Origin of the sequence: Arenicella sp. 4NH20-0111, from assembly GCF_040366405.1 — a bacterium.
In the GTDB taxonomy this organism is placed as follows: Bacteria; Pseudomonadota; Gammaproteobacteria; order Arenicellales; family Arenicellaceae; genus Arenicella.
Genome location: NZ_BAABWF010000002.1, coordinates 201,557 through 226,214 on the forward strand (window position 1 = coordinate 201,557; position 24,658 = coordinate 226,214).

Genomic DNA, 24,658 nt, shown 5'->3' on the forward strand with positions numbered 1-24,658 from the left:
GATATTCGTGACGATAATTTTGAGCTCACTGCTCACTTACAATTTAATTAAAGGTGACAAACAACTTTTCCTCCCTGGTCAAACAACGCACGGGCATCATCAAATTGAGCTTGAATGCAAAGCGTGTCACGCAAAATCATTCACGGCAGGAGAGCCGATGCAGAATGCATGCATGACGTGTCACGGAGAGCCATTAGAGAAAGCCAGGGATAAACATCCGAAGAAAAAATTCACAGACCCGCGTAACGCGGATCTATTGGCCAACTTAGATGCCACGAAATGCGTTACGTGTCACGTCGAACATTCTCCTGAGATAACCAGCGAACACGGCGTAACTCTGCCTCAGGATTTTTGCTTTTATTGCCATCAAGATATAGCAAACGAACGTCCCAGTCATGAAGGTTTTGAGTTCGATGGTTGTGGCAGTTCTGGCTGCCATAGCTATCACGATAATCGGGCGTTGTATGAGAGATTTTTACAAAAAAACATAGATAAGCCTTCGATTTTGAGTAAGAGAAAGCGTTTAAAGAATAACGGTTTTGAGCTCTGGAAATCAAAGAATTCGGATGCTGTCATACTTGGTGTCGACCAACATGACGGTGATAGTATTGCTGGGTTTACAGCCGATCATCCAGTTATGTGGGCGGATTCAGTTCACGCCAAGTCGAATGTGAACTGTTCAACGTGCCATACCTCAGGCGATTCGGAAAGGTTAGGGATCGATCTAAGCACAGAGGTATGTTCTGACTGTCACAGTCGTCAGAGTGACGGTTTCAAACAAGGATTGCACGGAATGCGACTGGCAGTTGGGCTTGATCCGATGACGGTGCAGCAATCAAGGCTTAAAATGAAGCCAGAGGCGGCTCATAGAGAACTTACTTGTTCATCTTGCCATGACCCTCATCAACCAGATTTGAAGTATGCGGCGGTCCAGGCTTGTCAGGGCTGCCATGAAGATGAGCACAGCCAAAACTATGTAGGATCCAAGCACGCAGCATTGTTTGAAGATGAAAACAGTGGCGTTATTCAGTCTGGGGAAGGCGTAAGCTGCGCTACTTGTCATATGCCTAGAACCAAGAAAGGTAAGCTTGTCTACGCGGAGCATAATCAAACACTGAATCTAAAGCCAAATAGCAAGATGCTGAGATCGGTTTGCATGAATTGCCATGGATTAGAGTATTCAACGTCAGCCTTAGCGGATAAGTCCTTAATCGCGAAAAATTTCACCGGAGGTTTCGTAGACCAACACCCGAGCTTCGACATGGTTCGAACGCGAATGCTGGAGAAACAAAGGCTAAAAAAAGAGAGGTCTAGTCGAAGTAAATAATTTTAATTAACCCCATCAATTAACCTAGAAAGAGTAAGGATATGATAAAGACAAAAGCTAGTTTGATCACACTGTCAGTATTGGCAACTGCGGCCCTACCCGTAGCGGCCGAAATATCTCCGCAGAGAATGGCCGATGCTATTTTCGCAGTTATCGAGTCTGACCGAGCGGTTTACACAAAAAAGGTAGTAAATCGGCTGCAGAATGAAGAAGAAGTAATTACCGCAGATGAGCATTGGGAAGATGAACAGTCATTACCTTTGCCGGCTCAAATGTTGCGAATGGGGGCCGAGGGCGTGGCTGAGAAAAACTTAGGTATCACATACGCATTGATGTCGACTTGGCCAATAAACAAGCAAAATGAAGCTGTGACGGATGTAGAAAAAGAAGGTATGGAGTTCATTGTAGCGAATCCAAGTAAGCGCTTTTATTCTGAGGAAACCTTGGGCGGCAACAAGTATTTCACCGCTGTCTACCAGGATATTGCTGTGTCGGAGGCTTGTGTGACCTGCCATAACGACCACCAAGACAGTCCGCGCACCGATTTCAAAATAGGAGATGTTATGGGCGGTGTCGTTCTCAGGATTAAATTGGACTAGACGTAACCGGCTGCGGATTTACTTTCAAAGGTGACGCAGGTGCATTTGTCTGCGTCACTTTCCCTCGCTCGCCGATCATGGTAATAAAATATGTCAGTCTGCGATAGATTCAGATCATTGCTACGTTTCTGATATCGTGGCAAGCTCGAATTAATGAAGAATGACGGGTTTTATACATGAGCGACAATGTCGTAATTATCGGTGCCAGCCACGCGGCAGCCGAAGCGGTAACTTCTTTGAGAAAACAGGGATGGGAGGGAGGTATTACCTTGATAGGTGATGAACCACTGCTCCCATATCAACGCCCACCATTGTCAAAGGGGTATTTTAAAGGAGATACGTCAGCTGAAAAGCTCTTGATAAAAGGTGCTAAGGTATACGAAAACGCGCGAGTTAACCTTAAACTCGGAACTCGTGTTAGCAAAATTGACAAGCAACGAAAGCAGATTCAGTTGGCAACAGACGAGAAGTTGGACTACTCACACCTTATTTTGGCGACTGGAACGAGGGCAAGAACGCTGCCCATTGATGGTGCTGACTTTCCTCAAGTTTGCTATTTAAGGAACTTGGCCGACGTCGATAAAATAAAATCATTCACCTCTGAAGCGGCGCATATGTTGGTGGTTGGCGCAGGCTATATCGGCTTGGAAGTCGCCGCTTCTGCTGTGAGAAAAGGGATTAAAGTCACAGTTCTAGAGGCCATGGATAGGGTTTTGGCTAGAGTTACCAGTCCTGTGGTATCTGACTTTTATCAATCCCTCCATGCAGAGAATGACGTCAAAATACGGTTGAATAGCGTTTTAAAGGAATTTCAAAAGGAAGGTGACAACCTGTACGCGATCATGAACGATGGTGAGCGGATCAAGTTCGATTGCGCTGTTGTGGGTATCGGTGTTCTGCCTAATATTGAATTGGCTGAAGCGGCGGGCTTGGCGTGTGATAATGGAATATTGGTCAACGAGTATGGTCAAACTTCCGACCCAAATATTTATGCTGTCGGAGATTGCAGCAATCATCCAAGTGTTCTCTACGGTCGACATATTCGTTTAGAGTCAGTTCCAAATGCCGTTGAGCAAGCTAAGGTGGCGGCTTCATCTATTTGTGGAAAGAAAGTGGCTTACAACCAAGTGCCCTGGTTTTGGTCGGATCAATATCAAGTAAAACTGCAAACAGTGGGCCTATTTACCGGCTATGACCAGTCTGTGATTAGAGGCAGCGTGGCGGACTCAAAGTTTTCTGTATTTTATCTAAAAGACACTCAGTTGATAGCCATGGATGCGATCAATTCTCCTGCGGATTTCATGTTGTCAAAAAAATTGGTTAGTGAGCAAGCTTGCCCAAAGCCAGAGCAGCTTGAGGATCTTAATATTTCTTTAAAAAGTCTTTTGTAAGGCCACTTTTAACATCAATAACTATTTTCAGCTGAGGTAATTTATGGGGCCCTTGAACGGAGTTAAAGTCATAGAGCTAAAAGGTATAGGACCCGGTCCATACGCAGGAATGTTATTGGCTGACATGGGGGCGGAAGTCATTGTCGTTGAACGCGCCAGGAGTCCAAATGGGATTAGCTTCCCAGCAAGTGTCGATATTAATTGCCGTGGAAAATCGTCGATAGCGCTTAACCTAAAGAATGAAAAAGGGGTCGAAACGTTACTGAAATTGATTGAATCAGCGGATATGTTGCTTGAAGGCTTTAGGCCTGGCGTGGCAGAAAAGTTGGGCTTTGGTCCCGAAGTTTGTCATCAAAGAAACGCGAAACTTGTTTACGGGCGGGTGACTGGCTGGGGGCAATACGGGCCGTTGTCTCAGGTGGCTGGTCACGACATTAACTATATATCGTTGACCGGTGTTTTAGCCGCCACTGGCGAATCAGCAAAACCGACACCGCCGTTAAACCTTGTTGGAGATTACGCCGGAGGAAGTTTATTCTTAGTCATGGGGATGCTAGCCGCGTTGCATGCGGCTAAAGAGACGGGAGTAGGAGATGTGATTGACGCGGCGATAACAGACGGCTCTGCGAATTTAATGAGTGTGATTCACACGTCTGCGTCTATCAAGGCTTGGCAACCCAACCGCAGCGCTAATATGTTGGATGGCGGAGCTCATTTTTATAGGACCTACGAAACCTCGGATGCTAAGTTCGTTTCAGTGGGGTCTATTGAGCCTCAATTCTATGACTTGTTGTTGGAAAGAGCTGAACTCGATAGCTCTTTGTTTTCGGACCAACATAACCCCGGAAAATGGAGGGAAATGGGTATTGAGCTCGAACAGGTTTTTAAGGCCAAAACCAGAGATCAATGGTGTGAAATATTAGAGGGCACTGACGTGTGTTTTGCTCCCGTGCTCGATTATACGGAGGCCCCAATGCATCCACACAATAAGGCCAGAGAGACCTATATTAAGTTAAATGGGATTACGCAGCCTGCGCCAGCCCCCAAATTTTCGAACAACGAGCTAAGTAAGCCTGAAGCCCCTCGAAAGGAAGGGCAGGACACGGAAGTAATTCTTCAAAGCGTAGGGTTCACTGATAGCGAGATACAAGAGCTCATTATTAGTGGGGCTGTACCGCCGGAGTAGATTAGCAGAAGGTTTGAAACACCTACTTTAGATATCCTTTTTACTACACAAGATTTACTAATTTGTTGAACAATTAGGTGACAGTGGCAGTGAATAAATTAGAATATGAAAATTAATAATCCAAACGAGAAAATACAATGGATATCAATGAAAAAGTAGCCGTCATTACCGGTGGAGCGTCAGGATTAGGAGAAGCAACAGCGAGGCATTACATTTCGCTCGGCGCTAGAGTTGCAATCTTTGATATGAATAGAGAGCGTGGTTCTGAGTTAGTAGCGGAGCTGGGATCGAAAGCTCGCTATTTTGACGTTGATGTGACCAGTGCCGATTCGGTTGAGAGAGAAGTATCTAACGTGATTGAACTTTTCGGGTCAATTCATGTCGTGAATAATTTTGCGGGTATCGGAACCGCGACCAAGACAATTTCAAAAGATGGCCCAGGTGACTATGATCTATTTAAGAAGGTCATTGATGTGAACTTGAACGGAACGTTTAATGTGTGCCGCGTAGCGGCATATGAAATGTCTAAAAATGAACCGATTGGTGAGAGCGGAAGTCGAGGTGTCATCATTAACACGGCGTCTGTTGCGGCGTTTGAAGGGCAAATTGGTCAGGCGGCTTATTCCGCATCAAAAGGGGCGATTGTCGGAATGACGTTAACCTTAGCTCGAGACCTTGCTCGTAATGGGATTCGGGTAAATACGATTGCGCCAGGGTTAATTCATACTCCCTTATTCGATGCGTTACCTGACGAGGTGTATAAATCTTTGGAGGGACAAGTGTTGTTTCCTCAACGTTTGGGTCAAGCTAGCGAAATTGCTCACGTAGCCCAAATGCTAGTCGAAAACGACTATATGAATGGTGAGACCGTTCGAATGGACGGTGGTATTCGAATGCAAGCGCGATAATCGTGAACGATGAATTTTTCCGATCGATGATTCCAGTAAGAGCGTTAGCTTAAGTCATGAATCGACTCAGTCCTAAAAAATTACTCAATAGCAAATGGACAGCGGTTAGGCCTGTGAATAAAGAAAAGCACTTCATTGATGTTGAAGTTGAGTTTGATGAACTGGGCAATGTCGAGCTATGTACGATACAAGCCGCGATGACAAAAAGGAGTTTTGACATCGATTGGCGATCTTTAAAGTGTCGGGAAGATTGGTTAGTAGGTTGGCAGTAGAGTGACATGAATATAGCGATAATTGGTGCTGGAATCGGTGGTTTGACTGCCGCTCTGTGTTTAGCGAAGTCGGGTCACCGAGTGACGCTCGTTGAGTCAGCGACTCAATTTTCCGACGTGGGTGCTGGGCTACAATGCGGCGCTAATGCGGTTCGAGTGTTTGAATATTTGGGGTTACTTGACGGCATTAAAAAATCCGCCGTAGAGCCCGAACGCGTTGAGTTTCGTCAGTATATGAACGGTCATGTTCTTTACACAATTCCACTCGGAACCGATTATGCAAAGAAGTACGGGGCACCTTACTACCATATTCATAGGGCTGATTTATTACAGGTACTGGTTGATGCTGTTCTTGCATCCGAGCAAATTAAAGTATTGATGGGCACTCGTTTTGTTAAATTCATCGAGAGATCAAACGTCGTTCAAACTATATTTGAAGATGGTAGTGAGATTGAGTGCGATGCTCTTGTTGGCGCCGATGGTGTAAGGTCTCTGGTAAGAAAGCAGCTGCTTGGTGTAATAGCTTCGAAACAAGGTGATCCTCAATTCACTGGAAATGTAGCGTGGAGAGCCACGGTGTCAGTTGAACATTTACCTGCCAACTTCATGGATAAAGTGGTAACCAATTTTGTTGGACCTAAGAAACACATGGTTTTGTACTACTTGCGCAGTCAAAAAATATTAAACATGGTGGGGGTGGTTGAGGGTTCCAATTTGGGGAGTGAATCATGGGTGGAGTTAGCTCCTTGGTCGCAATTGCGTGATGACTTCAGAAACTGGCATCCAATGGTGTCAGAGGTGGTTTCGAGTTTAAGGGAGCAACCATGCTACCGATGGGCTCTTTATGATCATCCACCATTAAATAGCTGGAGCACTGACAGAGTAACGCTGTTAGGAGATGCCGCTCACGCGACTCTTCCATTCATGGCTTCAGGCGCGGCGATGGCAATTGAAGACGCAAGAATTTTGCAACGTAGCTTGGGTGAAAAACATCTTATCGGAGAAGCTTTTGAGCTATACCAAAAAAACCGGATTAACCGAACCGCAATGGTACAAAAATCTTCAAAAAAATTAGGAAGGCTGTATCATATTGAAAACCGCTATCTGCTGCAGGCTGCTTTCGCCGCATTGAAGATAGTTGGCGGTAAGAAAGAAAACTTCCTTCCAGAGTATGACGCAAATAAAATAGTACTTACTTAGTACTTGGAGAACCCCCATGCAGTTTATTAAATACCTCACCTTAGGTGTGGCCCTAAGTGTCGGTAATATCAATGCTGATGCTAATGAGTCTATCGTAGATGAAACGCAAATAGAAACAGCCAAACAGTTGGTTCAAACCGCATTGAAAAGTGACCTTGGCTTTCAGATAGTAGAGTCTTTGACAACCGAGGTAGGGCCTAGATTGGCCGGCTCTGAAGCCGAAAAGCGGGCTAGAGCTTGGGGCAAAGAGCTCGGTGAAGAGCTGGGCTTTGATCGAGTCAGTGTTGAAGAATTCACCATGCCATTCTGGGATCGAGGAGAATTGGAGCTTTCTCTCACTTCGCCCTATCAACAGGCATTGTATGGAACGGCATTGGGAGGCGCAGCCCCATCAAAGAAAAACATCAACGCCGATGTTGTTTATTTCAGAGATATCCACGCGTTGATGGGGGTTGCTGAAGGCCAGTTGAAAGGCAAGATCGCTTTCGTTGATGGTGATTTGATGGTTAAGAGTCAAACCGGTGCGGGCTATGGGCAAGCCAATCAGCGCCGAAGGGTCGGTTGGCAGCATGCGGAGCGTGGCAAGGCTAGCGCGTTAATGGTGCGTTCGGTCGGATCAGACTCACACCGATTCCCCCACACTGGAATGATGAGTAAAAATGATGATAAATGGGCTAGTATTCCAGTAATTGCGATATCAAACCCCGATGCTGATCATCTGCGTAGGCTACATAACCTTGGAAAACCAATGTCGGTTGAGTTGAGTTCAAGCTCTAAATGGAAAGGTGAAGTCAATAGCGGAAATGTCATCCTAGATCTTGTTGGCAGTGAAACGCCTGAAGAAATAGTTTTGATAGGCGGGCATCTCGATAGTTGGGACCTCGGGACAGGTGCGGTTGATGACGGTGCAGGAGTAGCAATTACTACGGCTGCAGCCGCGTTGATTTCCAAGCTCCCCAAAAGGCCAAAGCGAACCATCCGAGTGGTCATGTTTGGAGCTGAAGAAGTGGGGCTGTTAGGTGCCAGAGCCTATGCTAAAAAGCATGAAGACAATTTAAAAAACCATGTGCTTGCTACCGAGTCTGATTTCGGTGCCCAAACTATTTGGCAGTTAGTCTCTAATGTAAATAGTGAGGCTAATCCTTTGATCGATGAAATAGGCAAGGTGTTGTCACCTTTAGGGATAGTTAGAGGGGGTTCCGAAGTACCTGGTGGCGGACCAGATATTATTCCTTTAGCAGCTAAAAATGTTCCTACTATTCGATTAAATCAGAATGGAATGGATTACTTTGATTTACACCATACTCCGGACGATACGTTAGACAAAATTGACCCAGAAGAGTTAGCTCAAAATGTAGCCGCGTATGCAGCGGCCATTTACCTGGCGGCGGATTCAGATGTTGATTTTAGAAAGCCGTTGCCATAACTATCGGATCGATCAGTTCTACTATTATTGATGTTCTCTATTTAAGTCAACGTGATGTCAACGACAAATATTTCATGTAGCTTTTGTGCTTCGACCAATCGTATTCCAAGTAATCGCTTGGTCGACGGCCCAAAGTGCGGTAAATGTAAAAACAATCTATTTCAAGGTAAAGTAATTGACCTTAAAGCCGCTAATATCGCGACGACTTTAAATCACAACGACATACCGGTGGTGGTCGATTGTTGGGCTCCCTGGTGCGGGCCTTGCAGGAGCTTTGCGCCTACGTTCGAGCAAGCAGCTTTGGATTTAGAGCCTAATTATCGATTTGCTAAGTTAAATACAGAACAAGAGCAAAAAGTGGCGGGTCGTTGGAATATTAGGTCTATTCCAACACTTATAGTATTTCAGGGCGGCAAGGAGGTTGCCCGAATGTCTGGCGCCTTAGCGTTGGGGCCGTTGAAGCAATGGCTTGCACAAAGCGTATAGGCTATGGCCAGCATATTGTCTTATGCTTGGTCCGTGTTTTAATTGCTCATGGGATATCGAGGGCGCCTGTATTTACCTGTTTTATTGTTGGCTTTAAACAGTGGAAAAACTAAATGCGGGTCTAGGCCAAGGTCGAGGCCAATGTCGAGTTGACGTAGTCGAATTCCTTTAGCATTTCTGTCCTGACTTTGCTGGCCACCATCGGTTCTATCTTTTTGCCGATTAACGGTATCTTTGCACTCACGGTCAAATCTACTGTTATTTCACTGCCGGACTCGAGGTTGTATAGGCACTGGGTAGCATGAATTTCAATCGGTGTTCCAACGACCTTTGTGAGTGAGCGACTGTCGTAGCTTTCTTCCGTTTCCGACCACTGTTCCTCGGTTTGTATTTTCTGTTGGTTTCCTACCACTTTTTTCATTATTGCAGGCAGTTCAGCTGCTTCGGTTCGATGAATGATAATCAGAGGGAGCGGAGCGTCATCACTTTGGCACTGCGCTTGCAAACTTCCCAAAGCGAGGCACCGGGCCTCGATAAAACCTGCGTCGGTTACTCTTTCAAAAACGTCTTCAGCTGTGGTTGTAAATGTGAATGTAAATTGCATGTCGGATCGCGATTGTTTCGTGTGGCTACAGGATAAAGATACCAACCCAGTGTGACAATTGGAATTCATTTTTCAACAAAGTGATAGATGATTATTCTAGGATAAGTGCTTGATATAAAAAAATGAAATACCGTTATAAAAAAATAGTTTGCCAAAATTCTATAGACCTATTGATTAGTTTTTGAAACGCAATACAATTCGCCACATGATTACCTCTGCCAATAAGAATACGTTAAGTCCTGAAGTGAGTAAGTACGCGCGTAAAAAGTTAGTGGCGTTAGAAGCGGCTGCTAAGATCTTTGGCGAGAAAGGGTTTCATGGTGCAACCACCAGCGACATCGCCTCTGAGATGGGAATTAAGCAGGGCAGTTTGTACTACTATTTCAATTCGAAAGAACAAGCGTTACAAGAGGTGTGTGAATTCGGCTTTGAGACTTACGTGTCGCGTATGAAGAGCATTTGCGCAAAAAATCAGCCGTTTGAAGCGAAAATATTGAGTATTCTCTCTTCACATTTAGGCAGCTATCGGGGGAAGTCGAATGCGTTAAAGGTACACAATGACCAGCGTTTGTATTTGTCGGTAGAGCGGCGCAAGAAAATTAAGAAATTGGGTAGCCAGTACCGAGAATTACTCGAGTCAGTGTTACAAGAAGGCATAGAGCAAGGCGTGGTGAAACAATCAGTAAGCACGCATTTTGTGGCCTATTCAATTATAGGTATTTGTAATTCCTGGGGCGCTAATTTGGTTCGTGAACCGGAGCTGGATCTATACGACACAATCGATCAATGCTCGGAATTTATCTTATACGGTGTTATTGAGGCATCGAACGAATCATCAAACAACACATAGCATTAAATATTAGAGATAACGTAATGACTGAGCAAAAAGCAACTAACGTAACTTGGCATAATGGGGAAGTGACCCGAGCCGACCGTTTTAATCGACTAGGGCAGAAGGGCGTCACCATTTGGTTTACGGGTTTATCCGGTAGCGGAAAAAGTACAGTGGCTGTCGCTTTGGAGAAAGCACTGCACAGTTTGGGCAAGTTAAGTTATCGGCTGGACGGCGACAACATCAGGCTTGGGATTAATCGAAACTTAGGGTTTTCGTCTGAAGACAGAACGGAAAATATCCGTCGTATTGGTGAGATATCAAAACTTTATTGCGACACTGGGATTATTACGCTGAATAGTTTTATCAGCCCATACAGAGAGGATCGAGCTCAGGTCCGTCGAATACATGAAGAGGGCGGTTATAACTTCATCGAGGTTCACGTGAATTGCTCCTTGGAATGCGCTGAATCTAGAGACCCTAAAGGTTTGTACAAAAAAGCCCGTGCTGGAGAGATTAAGAATTTTACCGGTATTGATGACCCTTATGAAGCGCCAGAGTCACCAGAAATAGTTCTGAATACTGACACCATGAGCCTAGAGGAAGAAGTCGAAGCCATTCTTTCTTATTTACAGGAACAACGATATTTAATTTTGTATCGATAGAGATTCGTGACAGACCATCTTACCAACAGCCTAAAAAACATTGACCTTTTCGGAGAATACCGTGATTAAACCCCATGGCGCTGAAGCGCTAAACCCTCTTTATGTGGCTGACGAGTTAAGCCGCACTGCTCTAATTAAAGAATCGAAGGGGCTGGCTAACGTAACTGTAAGTTCCGCCACTGCGGCTAATGCAGTGATGCTTGGAGGAGGCTATTTTACGCCTCTCAAGGGTTATATGAACAAGGCTGATGCGTTGCAAGTCGCTGATAACATGCATACCGAGGCTGGTGTTTTTTTTCCGGTGCCAGTTCTTAATTTATTGAAGCAAGTTGATTTTAAAGCCGGAGATAGAGTGGCATTGTTGGATCCCAATGTCGAAGGAAATCCCGTTGTAGCCATTCAAAAAGTTGAAGCAATTGAACAGTTTTCAAAAGACGATTTGAATAATATAGCTCAAACTGTTTTTGGAACCTTAGATCCCAAACATCCGGGCGTTGCTGCGTTTTTTGAGCAGGGCGATTACGTTGTTTCAGGCCCAATCGAAGTGTTGAATTTCAGTTATTTTGAAACCGATTTTTCGGATACGTTTAAAACGGCAGTTGAGATACGTGAGGAAATTTCTGAGAGAGGCTGGCAGAAAGTTGTTGCCTTTCAAACTCGTAATCCGATGCATCGCGCACACGAAGAATTATGCAAAATGGCGATGGAGAGTACGGGGGCGGACGGATGTGTCATTCATATGTTACTCGGCAAGTTAAAAGATGGTGATATTCCAGCTGATGTAAGAGACAATTCGATCAGGGAGATGGTAAAACATTACTTCCCAGCGAATAGTGTCATGGTGACAGGCTATGGATTTGATATGCTGTATGCGGGCCCAAGAGAGGCTGTTTTGCACGCTTTGTTTCGGCAAAATATGGGGGCAACTCACTTTATTATCGGTCGTGATCATGCGGGTGTGGGTGATTACTACGGAGCATTTGATGCGCAAACTATTTTTGATAGTGATGTGCCTAGTGATGCTTTAGAGATTGAAATTTTCAGAGCGGATCACACTGCCTATTCTAAAAAATTGAATAAGGTGGTGATGATGCGTGATGTCCCTGACCACGAGTTTGATGACTTCGTCATTCTTTCTGGAACTAAGGTTAGAGAGTTATTGGGCAATGGCATTGCGCCCCCGCCGGAGTTCTCTAGGCCGGAAGTTGCAAAGATCTTGATGGATTATTATCAGTCTTTGTAATCAGGTTTAATAAAATGGCGCTTTTTGTGCAAGCGCCATTTTAAGTGCGTTTCTTGCTGGCAGTTGATACTTGGATTGCTAGGCATTTTTGATTAATTGAAGTAACTGCTCTTATAGCCCACGATGATTCAATACGATTGTTTTAATGGAGATGCGGATGGTATCTGCGCTCTCACTCAAATTAGACTGTCCGATCCAAAGGAATCGGTTTTAGTCACTGGAATTAAACGAGACATTAAGCTTTTAGATCGTGTCCAGTCACAAGCCGGCGACAGCATTCTGGTGCTGGATATATCGTTAGATAAGAATCGTAGCGGTTTGGAAAGAGTTCTCAGTTCCGGAGCCGAAGTCTTTTATTGTGATCATCATTTTGCCGGGGAGATACCAACCCACCCTTTGTTAACAACGCACATCAGCACCGCAGCTGACGTATGTACTTCGTTGTTGATTAATCGAAAACTTAAGGGACAGTATTTGGATTGGGCCGTTGTAGGGACGTTTGGGGATAATCTTAAGCAAAGTGCGCGTAGACTTGCTGAACCTTTGAGCTTGACCGAGTCTCAACTCATACAATTGGAGAATCTTGGGATTTATCTAAATTACAATGGCTACGGAGCCAGTTTGGATGATCTGTATTTTAATCCGGCCGAGTTGTTCCAAAAAACCGTCCAATACAAAAGTGCGTTCGAGTTCATTGAGAGCGATGGTTCAACGTTTAGAATTTTAGAGGAAGGTTATCTAAGCGATATGAACAACGCGTCTAAAAGTATTCCCACCCATGAAAGTGATGAGGCCGCTGTGTATATGTTACCGAATCAGCCTTGGGCCAGACGGGTCAGCGGCGTATTTGGTAATGAGTTGGCCAATCAGCATCCTGGTCGTGCTCATGCCGTGATAACGGAAAAACAAAACGGTCGATTTGTCGTGAGTGTGAGAGCTCCTCTAGAGCGTAAAAGTGGTGCTGACGAAGTCTGCCGACAATTTGAGACCGGAGGAGGAAGAGCCGCCGCGGCAGGGATAAACGATTTAGATGCCGACGAACTAGATAGATTCATTGGCGTGCTTGCGGAGTTTTACTCATCTTAAGTCAATGAGTTGCATGTTTCCGTTTCCTCTTTGGTTTGGGATTGTTTACAATCTAGGTTGACTTTAGGCTTTATTTGCCTAAAATTGCAATCGAATCGCAATTATTGTAAACAATACCTGGTGATTGCTAGCAAGCATATTACTACGGTGTATTAGGGTGAACTTCATGAATACGGCCTATCGAAGGCGCCTTAGTGGCTCCGATCTTGACTATTTTGATACACGTTCAGCGGTGGATGATTTGAAAGAGGGAGCTTACAAAAAGCTACCCTACACTTCTCGTGTCTTCGCAGAAAATCTCGTTCGTAAGTGTGAACCAGCGTCGTTAGAGCGTTCCCTGTTACAGATTATTGAGCGTAAAAGAGATCATGATTTTCCTTGGTTCCCAGCTCGCGTAGTCTGTCACGACATATTAGGGCAAACGGCGTTGGTCGATTTGGCTGGTCTGAGAGACGCCATCGCGAAAAAGGGAGGCGACCCATCAAAAGTAAACCCCGTGGTGCCTACTCAATTGATTGTAGATCATTCGCTGGCGGTAGAGCATGCTGGATTTGAAAAGAATGCTTTTGAAAACAACCGAGCGATTGAAGAGAGACGTAATGAAGATCGTTTTCACTTCATAAATTGGACTAAAACGGCATTTAAAAATGTAGATGTGATCCCGCCTGGAAATGGCATCATGCACCAAATAAACTTGGAGCGTATGTCGCCAGTGGTGCATTCAATGGACGGTGTTGCATTTCCAGATACGTTAGTCGGGACGGACAGTCATACCCCGCACGTGGATGCATTAGGAGTGATTGCGATTGGCGTCGGTGGTTTGGAGGCTGAAAGTGTCATGCTGGGAAGGGCCTCATACATGCGCTTACCTGACATTGTGGGAGTTGAGTTATCGGGCAAAAGACAACCAGGAATCACAGCAACTGATATCGTGCTCGCGCTGACCGAGTTTCTACGAGAACAGCGCGTCGTTTCATCCTACCTAGAATTCTTTGGTGAAGGCGCTGAGGACTTGACACTAGGCGATCGTGCGACAATTTCGAATATGACGCCTGAATTCGGAGCGACGGCGGCAATGTTTTACATTGATCAGAAGACGATAGATTATCTGACGTTGACTGGGCGCGATGAAGAACAGATCAAATTGGTCGAGGTCTACGCAAAGGAAGCTGGATTATGGGCCGACAGTCTCAAAGAAGTAGAGTACGAACGCCGCCTTTCTTTTGATTTGTCCAGCGTAGGGAGGAATATTGCTGGGCCGTCTAACCCTCATCGAAGGGTTGCCACCACTGATTTAGCTGATGCCGGTATTTGTGGTGAGGTAGAAAATGTCGAAGGTTTAATGCCTGATGGGGCGGTGATTATTGCAGCGATTACCAGTTGTACCAATACTTCGAACCCGCGAAATGTCATTGCAGCTGGGCTCATTGCGAGAAACGCTAATCGTTTGGGGCTTAGTCGAAAGCCCTGGGTCAAATCTTCATTGGCGCCTGGTTCAAAGGCGGTGGAGCTTTATTTAAAGGACGCCAATCTATTACCTGAGCTCGAAGCGCAAGGATTTGGAATAGTTGGGTTTGCGTGTACTACCTGTAACGGGATGAGCGGTGCGCTGGACCCGGTAATTCAGCAAGAGGTCATCGAGCGTGATCTATATGCCACTGCGGTTTTATCGGGAAATCGAAATTTTGATGGGCGCATTCACCCTTACGCTAAGCAAGCTTTTCTAGCTTCTCCGCCATTGGTGGTAGCCTATGCTATTGCTGGCACAATTCGTTTTGATATCGAAAACGGCGTGTTGGGTTTGGATGCAGATGGGAATTCAATCAAGCTCAAAGATATATGGCCGAGTGATGAGGAAATTGATGAAATTGTTAGCAAGTCTGTCAAGCCTGGTCAATTTCGCGAAGTCTATGAACCTATGTTTAATATAGAAGTCAGCTCGGAAAGCGGGGTGAGTCCGCTTTATGATTGGCGGGAAAAGAGCACCTATATTCGCCGCCCTCCCTATTGGGAAGGAGCACTAGCAGGCCATCGCTCTTTAGCTGGAATGCGCCCGTTGGCTGTACTCGGCGACAATATTACAACTGACCATTTATCGCCATCAAACGCGATCATGGCAACGAGTGCTGCTGGCGAGTATTTGGCAAAAATGGGGTTGCCTGAAGAAGACTTTAACTCTTACGCTACTCACCGTGGTGATCATCTTACTGCTCAAAGAGCGACGTTTGCTAATCCCAAACTGGTCAACGAGATGGTCATTGACAACGGTGAAATTAAGCAAGGTTCTCTCACAAGAATAGAGCCTGAGGGGAAGGTGAGTCGAATGTGGGAAGCCATAGAAACCTATATGGCACGTCAGCAGCCACTGATTATCGTCGCGGGGGCTGATTATGGTCAAGGCTCTTCTCGAGATTGGGCCGCGAAAGGGGTGCGTTTAGCGGGTGTTGAGGTAATTGCGGCTGAGGGCTTTGAGAGGATACATCGAACAAACCTAATCGGAATGGGTGTGCTGCCGTTAGAGTTTGAAGCGGGAGTGACGCGAAAAACTCTGAAAATCGATGGCACTGAGGTATTTGATGTTAATGGCGAACCTGCGCCGGGAGCCACGTTGTCTTTAAGGATCTCACGCACTAATGGCGAGGTTGTTGATGTATCAATGCTGTGTAGACTGGATACCGCAGAGGAGGTCGCTATCTATCAAGCAGGAGGCGTTCTTCAACGGTTCGCTCAAGATTTTCTTGAGTCCAAAGTAAGCTGATGGGAGCAAGAATAGAGCACGGGGTAATAGCATGACACAACATCAATCTAAGTTTGCGCCGCAGTTGAAAGTCTCAGCTACGTATATGCGAGGCGGAACGAGTAAAGGCGTCTTTTTTAATCTATCGGATCTGCCTCCTAAGTTGCAAGCACCAGGATCCCTACGAGATAACTTTTTATTGCGCGTTATTGGCAGCCCAGATCCGTATGCTAAGCAAACAGACGGTATGGGTGGAGCCACTTCTAGTACTAGCAAGATAGTGATTCTATCTAACAGTGAACAACCTGATCATGATGTTGACTATTTATTCGGTCAAGTTTCGATTGATCGTCCTTTTGTTGATTGGAGTGGGAATTGCGGGAATTTGACCGCTGCGGTAGGGGCGTTTGCCATTGCCAATCATCTCGTTGATGAGTGCAAGGTGCCCAAAGATGGTGTTGCTGAGGTAAAGATTTGGCAGGCCAACATCAAAAAAACGATTGTTGCTCATGTGCCAGTTATTAACGGTCAGGTGCAGGAGACAGGTGACTTTGAGTTGGACGGCGTTACTTTTCCGGCCGCTGAAGTCAAGGTAGAGTTTATGGATCCCGCTGCCAGTGGTAGCAACATGTTTCCAACCGGAAATGTGGTGGATCAATTGAGGGTTCCTGAAATTGGTGATTTGAAAGTGACCATGATTAATGCAGGAATACCGACCATTTTTGTTGATGCCGCTGCGATTGGATACACTGGTACAGAATTGCAAGACGATGTAAACAATGATGCTAGCTCCCTTCTAAGGCTGGAAAAAATTCGTGCTTACGGGGCCCTGAAAATGGGTTTGATCGACCAGTTGAGTGAGGCAGAGTCACGTCAACATACCCCCAAACTGGCATTTGTTGCGCCAGCTAGCACTTACATAGCATCCAGTGGCAAGAAAGTGAATGGGCAAGACATTGATTTGGTGGTCAGAGCGATGTCTATGGGGCTTCTGCATCACGCCATGATGGGCACCGCTGCGGTGGCTATTGCAACGGCTTCTGCGATTCCGGGGACCGTCGTGAATGAGGCATGCGGAGGGGGTGTTCGTGAGCAAGTTGTTTTTGGGCACCCCTCTGGAACGTTGACTGTTAGCGGACAGGCGAAGAAAAGTGGCAATGAATGGAAGGCGATAAAAGCCGGCATGAGCCGCAGCGCTAGAGTCTTAATGGAAGGGGCTGTGCGGGTGCCCGATGAGGGATTTTCATAACCAATTGGCTTGAGGTTAGATATCGAAATAGGCACTTCGACACGCTGTCAAAGTGCCTATGATCGTTTTGGCTAAATAGACGACCAGTGCGAATGCGCTATTGCCATATTGCGTTTACGTACTCAGGGTGATCTATAAACGGATTTCTGTTTCCTTGATAAATAAACGCGTCGTCGTTTCTGTCACGCTCTTTTTGACTAACCGGGTCTTGCTGATGCCATGATTTTAATAGGTTTACATACCAGTTTTCGAACGCATATCCAGCGGTACCGTTTAAGGCGGCGTTGGAATAAGAAGAATTGTTTTCCCAGCTTGCAATGCTCGATTGATACCGAGTGGCAACATAGAACTGAGCTCGAGCAATATCGCCTTTGAACTCATCGATTGGTTCGAACACAGTACTGCCGTAGCCGTAACCGCTCTCAGTTCCTAGCTTCGATCCATTGTTGGTGACTGTGCTGGGGTTAGATACTTCTCCGTAAGGATAACTACTTCTAATGGAGTTCACTTTCCCATCCGAGGCAAAAATATGGTGAACATCCGAATTCATGGGTTCGACCGATCCTCCGAACCAACTTCTAGGAAACGAGTGCTCACGATTATAGCAATCTCCCTCATTACTGTAGCCACCGCATTGATCGGTAATGGCGTTGTAGTTGTAGGGATCGCTTGAGACCGGATTCTCTGAATAAATATCCAAAATAGAGCCATCATTTTCATAATACAAGTCTAATTCCGTTGCACTGTAGAATCCCCACAGAGCGCCGTAGCCTTGAACAGCATGATCTTTGATAATATTGTGAAGAGCCGTTTTTAGGTTTAAACCCGTTAGTCCGGTTGCGCTGTCATAATAATCGTTCGGAGCTGAGTTGTTGCCGCCGATTGTGAAGGTGCTGGTTTCAGAATAGGCAAACTCTCCTCCGCTAGCCAATGTTTGACCGTTGGCCGAAATTGAATACTGCCCATTTCCATAACTGCAGCAGATGCCATCTCCGTATGAATCCGTAATTGTTAAATGGTAGTCGCCGTCAACTAAGCAAAAATCCGTATTCGTAGACGTATTGTTTTGAAGATTTGATCCGCCCCCTAATATTTGATTGTCGCTATTAAACAATTGCCAAGCTGTTTCGGAACCATAGTTGTCAGTCGTTACATTTACCACCACCTCTGTCTCAGTACACCCTGGTGGTGGGGGGGGCACCTGATTCGATGGCCTAAAATAGTCCACGTACACGATTTCTTCGCCATCGAAACTGGAGAGGTCATAAAATCTTAATCCGACACTAATGCTTTCATCGCTGGTGGGTGTGTAACTGTATTCTATGGTTTGCCATTCATTGAGCCTGCTGGGGTCGGAGTAAGTGCGATAACCATCGACGATAAGTCGCGCTCGTACGTGCCCTTCAGTATGGTAGATCGACGCCTGGAAGTCATAGGTTTGATTCGCCAATAGGTCTATTTGTTGCGTGAAATCCGTATTGCTTTGGGTTCGTGTGTTTACCGTGACTTGAGCTGAACTAGCCCCGTCAACTCGTGGCGAACTTGCCTGGGTGACTTGTATTCCGCTGTCGATTGTGGACCAGCTAACGGGCCCGCTAGAAGACCAGGCTTCAAAGCCATTGTTCGCTATTTGAGCGTGAGTCATGAAGGTTATGGTGCTTAAGAGCAGACCAATGGTTGTGAGAATGGTGGCAGGGTATTCGTAGTATTTCATGAGTGTGGTGGATGGTTACTCAGGCAGAAACAATCAACGGCTTAGTAAAGGTGATCGCCGAAATGACGCTCTCACTGATTAGTAGGGTGAGTCGACATGATATACGTATGAGGTTACACCCGAAATACAGATGGCTTAAGTTTTTCTAATTATGTGAAAGGCAATTATGTGAAAGGCAATTATGTCAAAGGCAGTTATGTTGTCTCTTCAAATTAGGCATTGAACTCTTGGTTTCATTGTCCTTATGAGGTTTAACTGTATCGAGTTATGTCTTGCTCCTTAAATCCCAGAAGGTACAAAATCCCATCCAAACCATGCGTGGACATAGACTGTTTCGCCGACTCTCGGACCAGAGGTTTCGCTCTAAATGCAATGCCAAGGCCAGCGACACTCAACATGGGAAGGTCATTTGCGCCATCACCAACTGCGATCACCTGCTGTGGGTCCAAACCTTCTTGCTCGGCTATTTCTTTGAGTAGTAGAGCTTTTCGTTGGCCATCCACTACAGGGTGAACTACGTTGCCAGTCAACTTTCCATCGACAATCTCTAACGTGTTTGCATGGACGTAGTCGATACCGAACTTGCGTTGTAAAAAATGCCCAAAATAGCTAAAACCTCCTGATAAGATCGCCGTTTTAAATCCGTAGGCATGCAAATTACGGATAAGCGTTTCTGCTCCTTCCATGATAGGTAGGCTTTCGGCCACCTCGTTTAACACCGACTCACTTACCCCTTTTAGTAGCGACATCCGTTGCTTGAAGCTTTCAGTGAAGTCTATTTTTCCTTGCATCGCGCTTTCAGTTATCGCGGCCACTTGGTCACCAACACCAGCTCGTTTAGCCAACTCATCAATCACTTCAGCTTCAATCAGAGTCGAATCCATGTCAAAGCACACCAGACGCCGGCTTCGGCGATAGGCATTGTCTTGTTGAATAGCAATATCCACATCCAGCTCACCCGCAATTTTCAAAAAGCTCGTGCGCATTACTTCGGGGTCTTTCGGAGTTCCTTGTACTGTAAATTCGATGCATGATTTAGTTTCATTGCTCACGGGTAACCCAATTGGAAGTCGCCCGCTTAAGCGGCTTATGTCATGAATGTTGAGGCCTTGTTCAGCCGTTACGGCCGTAACCTTTGCAATTTCTTCCGCTGTCACCTCTCTTGTTAACAGTGTTAGGGTGTATCGGTTTAGTCCTTGCAGCGTCACCCAATGGTCGTATTCCTCCGGTTTGATGTCGCGAACTCGGATTGAGAGGTCTAGAGAGCGTGCTTTATCAATCAGCTGTTGCTTTACTTTTTTGTCGTCTGGTAATTGCAGCATGATTCCTTGTGAGACTTGATCATGTATGACCGATTGCCCGATATCTAAGATGCGTACGTCGAAAGTTTCGATAGCGGAGTAAAGCTTATTGGATAGACCGATTCGGTCTTGACCAAGAATGTTTAACAAAATAATTGAGGCGGTCACGTTACGATTTAATACAGAGATACTGGTTGTGATCGGAAGTTTACCTTATTTGTTGGTAATTTTGATGACCGCTTCACGTTAATCGGGTTAAACAGGTGCTCGTAGGTCATCAAATTTTGATAACATTGGTTTATCAAGAGATAGACGTAAATCTCAAACGCAAAAATTAATAAAATACAGTTGGTTCATGAGTAAAAAGACCAGAGTAGGGGTAGTCGGAGTTGGCTATTTAGGCCAAATTCACGCCAAAATTTACGATTCAATGCCGAATGTTGATTTGGTGATGCTTGTCGATACGCACGAAGAGAATATCGCTCCCTTGGCAGAGCAATATGGGTGTGCTTACAGTTCGCACTCTCTTGATCTCATAGATAAAGTGGATGCAGTCAGTATTGTGGTACCAACGTCGTTGCATTATGACGTGGCGCAACCGTTTTTGGAGGCGGGTGTTGCGACGCTGCTTGAAAAGCCTATTGCAGCAAGTGTCGATGAGGCACGCAAGTTGGTGGATTTGGCGGCTCAAAATGAAACCCCATTTTTGATTGGGCATTTAGAGCGATATAATCCTGCCTTAAGAGCGGTTGCGAGTAAAGTCGCAGATCCAAAGTACATAGAGGTACATCGATTAGGAACCTTTGTTGAAAGAGCAACGGACGTAGATGTGGTAACCGACTTGATGATTCACGATCTTGATTTGGTTCTTTCGCTGGTTGATGAAGAACCGGTAGACGTTCAGGCTATTGGGGCTAAAGTCATAACCGATCACGTTGATTTAGCTAATGTCAGGCTTCAGTTTCCAAGTGGAGCTGTCGCCAATATCACGGCTAGCAGAGTTTCAAATAAACGATTTCGTCGATTCCGAGTCTTCGGCCCGGAAGGTTACTACGGAGTAAATCTAATGGATCAGGAATTAGATATCGTTACCAAAGGCCAAACACCGGAAGGCAGTCTATATGCTGAGTTAAATACTGAGCATGTAGAATTTGATTCAGAGCAACCACTGCAAGTTGAATTAGGACATTTTATTGATGTCGCGCAAGGGCAGGCTGTGCCAATGGTAACTGGCTGGCAGGGATTGAGAGCACTGCAGTTGGCGGAACAAATCCAGTCGATAATGCGGGATTCACCTACCAGTTTTTAGAGGCTCTATGAAAGTAATCGTTATTTCTTTGTTACTGGCCTTGTTGCTTGAAAGCGTTGTGATGGCCAAGTCAGCAAACTGCGACGTGTCTAATGATGTGGTTGATTCAATGGCCGTCGTGGAGGTATCAATATCTAGGGAAGATGGTTCTTCGATCACCTTTATGGCAAAACTGGCCGATGATAATCAAAAGCGCGCCGCCGGGTTTCAGCGAATTTGTGAATCCACCATGATTGCTATGCCTATTTTGTTCACCTTTGAGCGTGAGGTAGTTCCGAGTTTTCACATGAATAATGTGGTTGCCTCGATTGATATCGCGTTCATTCGTAAAAACGCAATGGTAGATGTGATCCACACCATGAAGCCCTACTCAGTAATGAGCTTGAGGAAACCACTATACTCTTCAATCAAACCTATCGTTGCCGCTTTGGAAACTCATCAAGGCTTCTTCGAAAAGAACAATATTGATGTGTCTAGTCGAATACGTTGGAAGCACATCTCTACGCACCTCAGCGCTCCAGAAAGCTAGTCCGGCAATGAACGATTTTCTCGACTGGAAGTCAGATATAAGTCTGCACGATGTGTTTGGGGGCGAAGAGAACATTGCATATCCCGGTTATTTGCATGAAGGTATCGTTCATTTGGCGTCCTTACCCGATGAAGGTAATCGAAGTGTTCTTCTCTATCGTCACCACACGGATACTCATTGTCTAACCCCTGCTGGATATTCGGTCGGGACGTCGATTAATGAGTATGGTGGTAAGCCATTTTGGGTCATAGGTGGAAGCATCATTTTCGCTAATCGGTCGGATCAATGTTTGTATCGACAGGACTTAAGCGATGACCAGTCGTGTATAGAACCAGAACCGGTTAGATTGACGGTAAAGCCAAGTTCAGGCGAAGTTTTCAGCTACAGTAGTGTTATTTCACTGAGCTCGAATAAGTACGTTGCGATTGTTGAGTGCCACAGGCCTGGGGTGCATGCTTCGTTAAATACGTGTTTTATCGCTCTTATTGATGGATTAAAGCCAAATGACCCACCAGTTCCTTTAGTTGAAGGCGCTGATTTTTACAGTGATTTGGTTTATGACGCGGATAACAATCGGTTAGCCTGGATTCAATGGAATCACCCCAATATGCCTTGGGATGAAAACCGGTTGGGAATGGCTGAGTTTGGAGCTGAGCAGCAGTTGTCGAGTACGAGATTCATTCAAGTTGATGTCGGAAATACCGGTAAGTCTCATGGCCAGCTTTGCTTCGCTGCTGATGGTAAGTTGTTCTTTTGTCTAGATTTTAGTAACGCATCAAAGTCTTTAGACTTTTGGAATATGTTTGCATGGTGCCCTGATGAGGATAGGGTGCATGCCGTGACTCAGGAGTTGCTCGAGTTCGGATATCCCCATTGGCAATATGGTGATTCGCGTATTGCTCAACTCGACGGAGAACACCTTGTTACAATCGGAAGCTCGCCAGAGGGCGACCACTTATTTAGAGTGAACACTGAAACCCTAACTTACGAAAATATCTATTACGGCTCATCTACCTTGCAAGGGCTTTGTTCTGATAACGAGGGTCGTTTGTTGTTTGTTGAGCGTACTAAACACACACGCCCAGCCTTGTGTGAATTGCCGATAACCTCAGGCGCTCCCAAGAAGTCTTTTTACGTCCACCCGAAGCCTGTTCAGAGCACTGTTTCTCTGGCTACGCACATTTCCTACCCCACACGTGATGGCCGCGGTTCACATGGGTTTTATTATTCTCCAGAGAGTCATTGCGGCACAAAGGTGGGTTCGACGGTGAAGCCTCCATTGTTGGTTATGGTGCACGGAGGGCCGACCGCACGAGCCTATGGTCATTTTGATATTCAAAAACAATTTTGGACTTCTCATGGATTTGCTGTTTTAGACGTTAATCACCATGGTAGCACTGGGTATGGGAGGGCGTACCGTGATGCTTTGTATGGCAATTGGGGAGAGTTGGATGTGTCCGACATAATTGATGGCATTGCGTGGTTGGTTGATCAAGGCTTAGTTGACCCTACTCGAGTCTGTATTAGAGGGAAAAGCGCTGGCGGGTACGCGGTTTTGAGGGCATTGACTGAGTATCCCGATGTTTTTCGCGCAGGGGCGTGTTACTACGGAATCGGTAATTTGGCTACTTTAGCTAAAATAACCCATAAGTTTGAGAAGCATTATACAGACAGGCTGATTGATGAAGTGTTTGATGAAGTTCAGTCACGTCAAGAGGAGAGTCAGTTCTATTCAAGATCTCCCATCCATAAAATATCGCGTATCAGAAGCGCCATGATCATTTTTCAAGGTGGCCAAGATAATGTTGTCCCTCCTTCGGTTGCGCACGAAATCATTGATCAATTAGAGAGCAATGGTGTGAATTATGAATATACTGAGTATCCAGAAGAAGGGCATGGCTTCAAGCAGGTTGAAAACAACATGGATGCTTGGAGTAAAGAGTTGAATTTTTACCGACAAAATATGAATTAAGGGTTACTATTTCATGGATATCATTTCAGAACGAGCAATCGCGATCTCTGGGGTTCTTCAGGCTTGCAAAGAAGTCCAGTCTCTTGCTAGAACCGGTAAGGTAGAGCAGAGTGCTTATGAGAGTTCGCTTAAATCAATATTAGTATTGGATGCAGTGAGTACGCCGGCGATCTTTGGCGGAATAGAGGGGGTAAACAAAGGCTTGTCATTACTGGCTGATGGTGTTTTGAGCTCCACAAGTTCGAGTGACATCGAGCTTTTGAGATATTTGATGTCTTTGTTGCAGTTACAAAGTCAACTCTATAACGACGCTAATAAATTCTCACAATTTGCTTCAGAGATAGAGCGCCTTAGCTCGAGATCATTTGAAGAGTTACCTGAAGCGTGTTCCGACATTTATCAAAAGTACGTTTCTGGTATGCAACCTCAAGTAATAGTGCAGGGTGAAGAGGAGCATCTCCAGAAATCAGATATACCCCCACAAATTCGATCTTTACTCTTGGCTGGTCTGCGTTCAGCTGTTTTGTGGCAACAAAAGGGCGGAGGTAGATTTCGACTAATATGGGAGCGGACTCGGATGCAAAATGCCGCAAAAGCTTTTCTCAACAATCAACGATAACTA

The 24,658-nt window shown here is 45.5% G+C and carries 22 protein-coding genes; 19 read left to right on the forward strand and 3 right to left on the reverse strand.

Annotated features, from left to right (window positions below; genetic code table 11):
* Positions 1–7 precede the first annotated feature (7 nt).
* The 9 genes from ABWW54_RS04910 to trxC all read left to right on the forward strand — a co-directional run bounded on the left by ABWW54_RS04910 (position 8) and on the right by trxC (position 8,795).
* Positions 8–1,327: an ammonia-forming cytochrome c nitrite reductase subunit c552 gene (locus tag ABWW54_RS04910; protein ID WP_353410744.1), complete on the forward strand. Its 1,320-nt coding sequence runs from the start codon at positions 8–10 to the stop codon at positions 1,325–1,327.
* 41 nt (positions 1,328–1,368) lie between these two features.
* Positions 1,369–1,926, forward strand: a complete 558-nt coding sequence (locus tag ABWW54_RS04915) for a Tll0287-like domain-containing protein (protein WP_353410746.1) — start codon at positions 1,369–1,371, stop codon at positions 1,924–1,926.
* A 176-nt stretch (positions 1,927–2,102) separates the two neighbouring features.
* Positions 2,103–3,317, forward strand: coding sequence for an NAD(P)/FAD-dependent oxidoreductase (locus tag ABWW54_RS04920; RefSeq protein ID WP_353410749.1), 1,215 nt, complete (start codon positions 2,103–2,105; stop codon positions 3,315–3,317).
* 43 nt (positions 3,318–3,360) lie between these two features.
* The gene (locus tag ABWW54_RS04925) at positions 3,361–4,503 is read left to right on the forward strand and encodes a CaiB/BaiF CoA transferase family protein (protein WP_353410751.1); all 1,143 of its coding nucleotides are present in this window, start codon (positions 3,361–3,363) and stop codon (positions 4,501–4,503) included.
* Positions 4,504–4,640: 137 nt separating this feature from the next.
* Positions 4,641–5,411 carry an SDR family NAD(P)-dependent oxidoreductase gene (locus ABWW54_RS04930; RefSeq protein WP_353410753.1) on the forward strand — a complete coding sequence of 257 codons (771 nt, stop codon included), beginning with the start codon at positions 4,641–4,643 and terminating at the stop codon, positions 5,409–5,411.
* Positions 5,412–5,467: 56 nt separating this feature from the next.
* On the forward strand, positions 5,468–5,683 hold the full coding sequence (locus ABWW54_RS04935; RefSeq protein ID WP_353410755.1) for a TIGR02450 family Trp-rich protein: 216 nt from the start codon (positions 5,468–5,470) through the stop codon (positions 5,681–5,683).
* A 6-nt stretch (positions 5,684–5,689) separates the two neighbouring features.
* Positions 5,690–6,883, forward strand: a complete 1,194-nt coding sequence (locus ABWW54_RS04940) for an FAD-dependent oxidoreductase (RefSeq protein ID WP_353410757.1) — start codon at positions 5,690–5,692, stop codon at positions 6,881–6,883.
* A 16-nt stretch (positions 6,884–6,899) separates the two neighbouring features.
* Positions 6,900–8,309: a M20/M25/M40 family metallo-hydrolase gene (locus ABWW54_RS04945; protein ID WP_353410759.1), complete on the forward strand. Its 1,410-nt coding sequence runs from the start codon at positions 6,900–6,902 to the stop codon at positions 8,307–8,309.
* Between the two features lie 54 nt (positions 8,310–8,363).
* Positions 8,364–8,795, forward strand: a complete 432-nt coding sequence (gene trxC / locus ABWW54_RS04950; protein ID WP_353410761.1) for a thioredoxin TrxC — start codon at positions 8,364–8,366, stop codon at positions 8,793–8,795.
* A gap of 121 nt (positions 8,796–8,916) precedes the next feature.
* On the opposite strand, the gene ABWW54_RS04955 is transcribed toward trxC, so the two are convergent.
* Entirely contained in the window at positions 8,917–9,399 is a 483-nt protein-coding gene (locus tag ABWW54_RS04955) for a DUF2505 domain-containing protein (protein WP_353410763.1), read from the reverse strand.
* Positions 9,400–9,604: 205 nt separating this feature from the next.
* Between ABWW54_RS04955 and ABWW54_RS04960 the strand changes: the two genes are divergently transcribed.
* From ABWW54_RS04960 to prpF, 6 genes are all read left to right on the forward strand, one after another.
* Complete coding sequence (locus ABWW54_RS04960) at positions 9,605–10,249, forward strand: TetR/AcrR family transcriptional regulator (protein WP_353410765.1); 645 nt, start codon at positions 9,605–9,607, stop codon at positions 10,247–10,249.
* Positions 10,250–10,272: 23 nt separating this feature from the next.
* Positions 10,273–10,896, forward strand: a complete 624-nt coding sequence (gene cysC / locus ABWW54_RS04965) for an adenylyl-sulfate kinase (RefSeq protein ID WP_353410767.1) — start codon at positions 10,273–10,275, stop codon at positions 10,894–10,896.
* 61 nt (positions 10,897–10,957) lie between these two features.
* Complete coding sequence (sat, locus tag ABWW54_RS04970) at positions 10,958–12,139, forward strand: sulfate adenylyltransferase (RefSeq protein WP_353410769.1); 1,182 nt, start codon at positions 10,958–10,960, stop codon at positions 12,137–12,139.
* Between the two features lie 123 nt (positions 12,140–12,262).
* Positions 12,263–13,225 carry a DHH family phosphoesterase gene (locus tag ABWW54_RS04975; RefSeq protein ID WP_353410772.1) on the forward strand — a complete coding sequence of 321 codons (963 nt, stop codon included), beginning with the start codon at positions 12,263–12,265 and terminating at the stop codon, positions 13,223–13,225.
* Between the two features lie 166 nt (positions 13,226–13,391).
* Positions 13,392–15,983 carry a Fe/S-dependent 2-methylisocitrate dehydratase AcnD gene (gene acnD, locus ABWW54_RS04980; protein WP_353410774.1) on the forward strand — a complete coding sequence of 864 codons (2,592 nt, stop codon included), beginning with the start codon at positions 13,392–13,394 and terminating at the stop codon, positions 15,981–15,983.
* A 31-nt stretch (positions 15,984–16,014) separates the two neighbouring features.
* Positions 16,015–17,211, forward strand: a complete 1,197-nt coding sequence (gene prpF / locus ABWW54_RS04985) for a 2-methylaconitate cis-trans isomerase PrpF (RefSeq protein WP_353410776.1) — start codon at positions 16,015–16,017, stop codon at positions 17,209–17,211.
* A 97-nt stretch (positions 17,212–17,308) separates the two neighbouring features.
* On the opposite strand, the gene ABWW54_RS04990 is transcribed toward prpF, so the two are convergent.
* Together ABWW54_RS04990 and serB are read right to left on the reverse strand one after the other, a co-directional pair.
* Complete coding sequence (locus tag ABWW54_RS04990; protein ID WP_353410777.1) at positions 17,309–18,925, reverse strand: HNH endonuclease signature motif containing protein; 1,617 nt, start codon at positions 18,923–18,925, stop codon at positions 17,309–17,311.
* A gap of 251 nt (positions 18,926–19,176) precedes the next feature.
* The gene (gene serB / locus ABWW54_RS04995) at positions 19,177–20,394 is read right to left on the reverse strand and encodes a phosphoserine phosphatase SerB (RefSeq protein WP_353410779.1); all 1,218 of its coding nucleotides are present in this window, start codon (positions 20,392–20,394) and stop codon (positions 19,177–19,179) included.
* Between the two features lie 187 nt (positions 20,395–20,581).
* Here serB and ABWW54_RS05000 point away from each other — a divergent pair, with 187 nt between their 5' ends.
* Genes ABWW54_RS05000 through ABWW54_RS05015 form a run of 4 tightly spaced genes read left to right on the forward strand, consistent with a single transcriptional unit; the run spans position 20,582 to position 24,655 of the window.
* The gene (locus tag ABWW54_RS05000) at positions 20,582–21,535 is read left to right on the forward strand and encodes a Gfo/Idh/MocA family protein (protein WP_353410781.1); all 954 of its coding nucleotides are present in this window, start codon (positions 20,582–20,584) and stop codon (positions 21,533–21,535) included.
* Between the two features lie 7 nt (positions 21,536–21,542).
* A complete protein-coding gene (locus tag ABWW54_RS05005; protein WP_353410783.1) occupies positions 21,543–22,064 on the forward strand; it encodes a DUF192 domain-containing protein in 522 nt (173 codons plus the stop codon).
* 7 nt (positions 22,065–22,071) lie between these two features.
* Positions 22,072–24,036, forward strand: a complete 1,965-nt coding sequence (locus ABWW54_RS05010) for an alpha/beta hydrolase family protein (protein ID WP_353410785.1) — start codon at positions 22,072–22,074, stop codon at positions 24,034–24,036.
* A gap of 13 nt (positions 24,037–24,049) precedes the next feature.
* Positions 24,050–24,655: a lysogenization protein HflD gene (locus ABWW54_RS05015; RefSeq protein WP_353410787.1), complete on the forward strand. Its 606-nt coding sequence runs from the start codon at positions 24,050–24,052 to the stop codon at positions 24,653–24,655.
* The last annotated feature ends 3 nt before the right edge of the window (positions 24,656–24,658 follow it).

Coding starts and splice junctions, on each gene's coding strand:
- ABWW54_RS05015 (WP_353410787.1), top strand. CDS start 24,050: ATGGATATCATTTCAGAACGAGCAATCGCGATCTCTGGGGTTCTTCAG.
- prpF (WP_353410776.1), top strand. CDS start 16,015: ATGACACAACATCAATCTAAGTTTGCGCCGCAGTTGAAAGTCTCAGCT.
- ABWW54_RS05000 (WP_353410781.1), top strand. CDS start 20,582: ATGAGTAAAAAGACCAGAGTAGGGGTAGTCGGAGTTGGCTATTTAGGC.
- ABWW54_RS04940 (WP_353410757.1), top strand. CDS start 5,690: ATGAATATAGCGATAATTGGTGCTGGAATCGGTGGTTTGACTGCCGCT.
- ABWW54_RS04990 (WP_353410777.1), bottom strand. CDS start 18,925: ATGAAATACTACGAATACCCTGCCACCATTCTCACAACCATTGGTCTG.
- ABWW54_RS04960 (WP_353410765.1), top strand. CDS start 9,605: ATGATTACCTCTGCCAATAAGAATACGTTAAGTCCTGAAGTGAGTAAG.
- cysC (WP_353410767.1), top strand. CDS start 10,273: ATGACTGAGCAAAAAGCAACTAACGTAACTTGGCATAATGGGGAAGTG.
- ABWW54_RS04975 (WP_353410772.1), top strand. CDS start 12,263: ATGATTCAATACGATTGTTTTAATGGAGATGCGGATGGTATCTGCGCT.
- ABWW54_RS04915 (WP_353410746.1), top strand. CDS start 1,369: ATGATAAAGACAAAAGCTAGTTTGATCACACTGTCAGTATTGGCAACT.
- ABWW54_RS05010 (WP_353410785.1), top strand. CDS start 22,072: ATGAACGATTTTCTCGACTGGAAGTCAGATATAAGTCTGCACGATGTG.
- ABWW54_RS04945 (WP_353410759.1), top strand. CDS start 6,900: ATGCAGTTTATTAAATACCTCACCTTAGGTGTGGCCCTAAGTGTCGGT.
- ABWW54_RS05005 (WP_353410783.1), top strand. CDS start 21,543: ATGAAAGTAATCGTTATTTCTTTGTTACTGGCCTTGTTGCTTGAAAGC.
- ABWW54_RS04925 (WP_353410751.1), top strand. CDS start 3,361: ATGGGGCCCTTGAACGGAGTTAAAGTCATAGAGCTAAAAGGTATAGGA.
- ABWW54_RS04930 (WP_353410753.1), top strand. CDS start 4,641: ATGGATATCAATGAAAAAGTAGCCGTCATTACCGGTGGAGCGTCAGGA.
- ABWW54_RS04935 (WP_353410755.1), top strand. CDS start 5,468: ATGAATCGACTCAGTCCTAAAAAATTACTCAATAGCAAATGGACAGCG.
- ABWW54_RS04955 (WP_353410763.1), bottom strand. CDS start 9,399: ATGCAATTTACATTCACATTTACAACCACAGCTGAAGACGTTTTTGAA.
- acnD (WP_353410774.1), top strand. CDS start 13,392: ATGAATACGGCCTATCGAAGGCGCCTTAGTGGCTCCGATCTTGACTAT.
- ABWW54_RS04920 (WP_353410749.1), top strand. CDS start 2,103: ATGAGCGACAATGTCGTAATTATCGGTGCCAGCCACGCGGCAGCCGAA.
- trxC (WP_353410761.1), top strand. CDS start 8,364: ATGTCAACGACAAATATTTCATGTAGCTTTTGTGCTTCGACCAATCGT.